A 4801-nucleotide genomic window follows, 5' to 3' on the forward strand; every position below is an offset into this window, starting at 1 on the left:
ATGAGCATCAAGTCGGCGGGCGTTGCGCAGCACCACGAGCCTGTTACGCCGATCTTCCATCGGGATAGCACAGTCCGTCCACGAAGACATCGATCAGGCGCAGCACCCTGGCCTGCCATCCCGGCTGGTCATGAGCATAGCACATGCCGACCAGGGCACGGAGCAGGTCCTCGGGCCCGATGTCCGACCGGATCTGCCCGGCCGCCACGGCATTCTGCAGCAGGGCGCCGACCGCTCCGGTGAGCCGGTCGCGTGAGTAGGTGGCAAGGTCCGAGCAGCCATGCGCGGCGAGAGCGAGGGCTGCTGCCATGCCTTTCTTCGTGGCGACGAACTCCACACTGGCCCGCATCCAGCTGCGCAGCGCCTCGACTGGGGCTGGCTCTGCCCCGAGTTGCCTCGCCAGCTCGACCAGTTGCTCCACCTCGCGCCGGTAGACGGCCTCGTACAGCGCCTCGCGGGTCGGAAAATGCCGATAGAGCGTTCCGATGCCGACCCCGGCCTGCCGCGCCACGGTCTCCAGGCTCGCCTCCGGGCCGCCCTGGCTGAATACCAGTTTGGCCGCCTCCAGCACGCGTTCCCGGTTACGGAGCGCATCCGCGCGCGGCTTGCGCATTCTCATGCCAGGTTGATCCGTCATCGCGCCCGTTCTGCATTCTGCCCTTGTAAACGGAGGATGCCTCCGTATTTTGCTCTGTGTGGTGCGGATGGGCAGCCGCATTCTCCCCACCACCTCGCTTGGAAACGCCGTACTGGCAACGTCCGCCGCCCTGAATGGCTCCAGGACCTGCCGTTCGGTCGACGATGCATCGCGCGGACGAATCGTCCCCAACAACCGTTCTGATCGGAGCGCCGCATGAGCCTGTCGATCACTCTCACCATCAACGGCGTGCAGCGGACCGTCGAGCTGGAGGACCCGAGGGTCACCCTCCTGGACCTGCTGCGCGAGCGCCTGGACCTGACCGGCACCAAGAAAGGCTGCGACCGGGGTCAGTGCGGTGCCTGCACGGTCCTGCTCGACGGCCGCCGCGTCAACGCCTGCCTGGCCCTGGCCGCCAGCCAGGATGGCGGCGAAGTGCTGACCATCGAGGGGCTGGCGCAAGGCGACACCTGCCACCCAGTGCAGACAGCCTTCATCGCCCATGACGCCTTCCAGTGCGGCTTCTGCACCCCCGGCCAGATCATGAGCGCCGTGGGCCTGATCCGGGAAGGTCAGGCCGGGGACGATCCCGAGCGCATCCGCGAGGGCATGAGCGGCAATCTGTGCCGCTGCGGCGCCTATCGCGGCATCACCGAGGCGGTGCTGGAAGCGCAGCGGAGCCTGAGCCAGGCCGGACAGCAGGAGGCAGCATGAACCGCTTCGACTATGTCCGGCCGGCCACGGTCGCGGAAGCGATCGCGGCCGCCGCGGCGCCCGGCAGCGCCTATCTGGCGGCCGGGACTAACCTGCTCGACCTGATGAAGGGCGGCATCGTCCGCCCGACCCGGCTAGTCGATGTCAGCCGCCTTCCCGGGCTCGACCGGATCGAGACCCTGCCGGACGGCGGGGTGCGGATCGGTGCGCGCGTGCGCAACGCCGACCTCGCCCATAACCCGAGCTTCCGCAAGGGCTTCCCCGCCGTCGCCGAAGCCCTGCTGTCCGGCGCGTCCGCCCAGCTGCGCAATGCCGCCACCGTCGGCGGCAACCTCCTGCAGCGCACCCGCTGCGCCTATTTCTACGACCCGGCGAGTGCCTGCAACAAACGGCAGCCGGGGGCGGGCTGTGATGCGCGCGACGGCGAGAACCGCCTGCACGCGGTGATAGGCTGGAGCGAATCCTGCATCGCCACGCATCCGTCCGATTTCTGCGTGCCGCTCGCAGCCCTGGAGGCCGTGGTCGAGATCGAGGGGCCGGCCGGCCACCGCGAGGTGGCGCTGGAAGACTTCCATCTGCTTCCCGGCGCCACGCCCGAGCGCGAGAGCGTGCTGGCGCCGGGCGATCTCGTCGTGGCGATCCGCCTACCGGGCACAGCGGCGCCGTTCGCGGCCCATGCCCGCTACCTCAAGCTCCGCGAGCGCACCTCCTACGCCTTCGCCGTCGTTTCCGCCGCCGCCTGCCTGCGCATGGCCGACGGAGTGATCGCCGAGGCGCGGCTGGCGCTGGGCGGCGTGGCGGCAAAGCCCTGGCGTGCTCAGGACGCGGAAGCGGTGCTGGCGGGCGCCCACCCGGATGCAGCGTCCTTCCGGCGGGCTGCGGAGGCGGCGTTGGCAGCGGCGCGGCCGTCCGGGGACAATGGCTTCAAGATCGAGCTCGCCCAGCGGATCGTGCTGCGCACGCTGCTTCTTGCGGCGGCCGGCACGCCCGAGCGTCTGCCTGCCCTTCCGGCCTCTCCCTTCGCCCCCGTTCCTGGAGGTGCTCTCCATGGCTGAGACCGAGCGAACCGGATCCATCACGCCCCGCCGGCACGGTGCCAGCATCGGCCAGCCGCTCACCCGGCGCGACGGCCTCCTGAAGGTCACCGGCCGGGCACGCTACGCGGCGGACCACCACCCGCCCGGCATGCTGTACGCGGTGCTCGCGACCAGCAGCATTGCCCGTGGCCGCGTGACCTTTCTCGACATGGCGGCGGCCAAGGCCCATCCCGGCGTGGTCGAGGTGATGACGCCGGAGAACCGCCCGCCGCTGGCGATGGATCCGGACGCGAAGACCCATCCCTTCATGTTCCGGCTCGAGCTGCTGCAGACCGACGAGGTGCGCTATGCCGGACAGTCGATCGCGGTGGTGATCGCCGAGACGCTGGAGGCGGCGACCGAAGGCGCAGCACTCCTGGCGCCGCGCTACCAGGCGGAGCCGCCGCGGGTCGGGCTGGACGATGCCGACTGCTTCGTCCCGCCCACGCTCGGCATCGGCACGCCCTCCGAGGTGCACCATGGCGACGTCGAGGCTGGACTGGCCGCCGCGGAACATCGGATCGACGCCACCTACGAGACGCCTGCCCAGTACCACAACGCCATGGAGCCGCATGCGATCGTGGCCGTCTGGGACGGCGACCGGCTCACGGTGGACACGCCGAGCCAGGGCCTGGCCTGGGCGCAGGAGCGGATCGCCGGACTGTTCGGGATCCCGCCGGAGAACATCCATATCCGCAGCCCGTTCCTGGGCGGCGGGTTCGGCTCCAAGGGGCTGATCTCTGGACCTCAGGCGCTGGGCATCCTGGCGGCACGCCTGGTGGGCCGGCCGGTGAAGCTGGTGCTGCGCCGTGAGCAGATGTACGGCCCGGTCGGCCACCGCGCGCCGACCCGCCAGACCCTGCGCCTGGGCACCGACCGCGCGGGCCGGCTGACGGCTATCCACCACCATGTGCGCACCGCCACCAGCACCTTCGACGATTTCTTCGAGCCGTCCAGCCAGGTCAGCCACACCCTGTACGCCAGCCCGGCCATCGCCACGACCGCCGATGCGGTGCGGCTCGACACCGGTACACCGCTCTTCATGCGGGCACCCGGAGAGGCGAGTGGCAACCTCGCGCTGGAAAGCGCCATCGACGAGATGGCCCAGGCAGCCGGCCTGGACCCGCTGGAATTCCGCCTGAGGAACTATGCGGAGGTCGAGCCGATCTCCGGCAAGCCGTTCTCCTCCAAGGCCCTGCGGGAATGCTACGGCCAGGGCGCGGAGCGGTTCGGCTGGCAGGGGCGTCCCCTGGCGCCGCGCCAGATGCGCGACGAGAACGGGCTGCTGGTCGGCTGGGGCCTCGGCACCGCGACCTTCCCGGCCATCATGTTCCAGGGCCAGGCCCGGGCGGTCCTTAAGTGTGACGGCACCGGCCTGGTCGAGATCGGCGCGCAGGACATGGGCCAGGGTGCCTGGACGGCGCTGGCGCAGATCGCCGCGGACAGCCTCGGCCTCGACATCGAGCAGCTGGAATTCCACGCCGGCAGCTCCGACCTGCCCGATGCCGGCATCGCCGGCGGCTCTGCCCACACCGCGACCGCCGGCATGGCGATCCATGGCGCCGGCGCCGACGTGATCGCCCGGCTGACGGAACTGGCCGTCGGCGACGAGCGTTCACCCTTGTTTGGCGCCGGCAATGTCGGGGTCCTGGCGCAAGGCGGCCGGCTGGTCCGGCGCGACGACGAGCGCCGGAGCGAGAGCTATGCCGAGATCCTGGCGCGGGCCGGCCTGGCGCAGATCGAGGGTCGCGGCAGCGGCGCCGCCGATCAGGACGCACAAGCGACCTACGCCATGCACGCGCATGGCGCGGTGTTCGCCGAGGTGAAGGTGGACCCGGAGCTTGGGCAGATCCGGGCGACGCGTCTGGTCGGCGCCTTTGCCGCCGGCACCATCATCAATCCGCGCCTCGTGCGCAGCCAGTACTATGGCGGCATGATCTGGGGTGTCTCCTTCGCCCTGCACGAGCAGGCCGTGCCGGATCACCGCTCCGGGCGGATCCTGAACGCGAACCTGGCCGAGTATCATGTGCCGGTGAACGCGGACATCCCCTCGGTCGAGGCCATCCTGGTGGAGGAGAGCGATCCTTACGTGAATGCGCTGGGCATCAAGGGCGTCGGCGAGATCGGCATCACGGGCACGGCGGGAGCCGTCGCCAATGCGGTATGGCATGCGACCGGCGTCCGTGTGCGCCGCTTCCCGATCGCCATCGAATCCCTGATCAGTACTGCAGTGACGTGAGCGATCGTAGCTGGAAGGCTTGACGGCAGATCCGGCGGAGGCTTGAGCCAGGTGCTAGCGCGCACTTGGCGGCGAGCGTCACGGCACTGGTAGGGGTGATTGGCTTTGTCGGCTTGGCGGCACCGGCGTTCACCC

Annotated in this window: 4 protein-coding genes; 3 read left to right on the top strand and 1 reads right to left on the bottom strand. The window is 70.2% G+C overall.

What is annotated here, in order from left to right; all coding sequences use genetic code 11:
* Window positions 1–43: 43 nt before the first annotated feature.
* Window positions 44–619, bottom strand: coding sequence for a TetR/AcrR family transcriptional regulator (locus EQG76_RS27600; RefSeq protein ID WP_159718258.1), 576 nt, complete (start codon window positions 617–619; stop codon window positions 44–46).
* Window positions 620–853: 234 nt separating this feature from the next.
* On the opposite strand from EQG76_RS27600, the gene EQG76_RS27605 reads away from it, so the two are divergent.
* From EQG76_RS27605 to EQG76_RS27615, 3 genes are read left to right on the top strand one after another with little or no spacing between them, the layout of a single operon-like run.
* Window positions 854–1351 carry a (2Fe-2S)-binding protein gene (locus EQG76_RS27605; RefSeq protein ID WP_159718260.1) on the top strand — a complete coding sequence of 166 codons (498 nt, stop codon included), beginning with the start codon at window positions 854–856 and terminating at the stop codon, window positions 1349–1351.
* Window positions 1348–2406 (top strand): FAD binding domain-containing protein, encoded by a 1059-nt coding sequence (locus EQG76_RS27610; protein ID WP_159718262.1) that lies wholly within the window; start codon window positions 1348–1350, stop codon window positions 2404–2406. The genes EQG76_RS27605 and EQG76_RS27610 overlap by 4 nt, the downstream gene beginning before the upstream one ends.
* Window positions 2399–4666, top strand: a complete 2268-nt coding sequence (locus tag EQG76_RS27615) for a xanthine dehydrogenase family protein molybdopterin-binding subunit (protein WP_159718264.1) — start codon at window positions 2399–2401, stop codon at window positions 4664–4666. Before EQG76_RS27610 ends, EQG76_RS27615 begins: the two co-directional genes overlap by 8 nt.
* Window positions 4667–4801: the final 135 nt, after the last annotated feature.

It is taken from the genome of Geminicoccus flavidas, from assembly GCF_009806515.1.
In the GTDB taxonomy this organism is placed as follows: Bacteria; Pseudomonadota; Alphaproteobacteria; order Geminicoccales; family Geminicoccaceae; genus Geminicoccus; species Geminicoccus flavidus.

Coding starts and splice junctions, on each gene's coding strand:
- EQG76_RS27605 (WP_159718260.1), top strand. CDS start 854: ATGAGCCTGTCGATCACTCTCACCATCAACGGCGTGCAGCGGACCGTC.
- EQG76_RS27600 (WP_159718258.1), bottom strand. CDS start 619: ATGAGAATGCGCAAGCCGCGCGCGGATGCGCTCCGTAACCGGGAACGC.
- EQG76_RS27610 (WP_159718262.1), top strand. CDS start 1,348: ATGAACCGCTTCGACTATGTCCGGCCGGCCACGGTCGCGGAAGCGATC.
- EQG76_RS27615 (WP_159718264.1), top strand. CDS start 2,399: ATGGCTGAGACCGAGCGAACCGGATCCATCACGCCCCGCCGGCACGGT.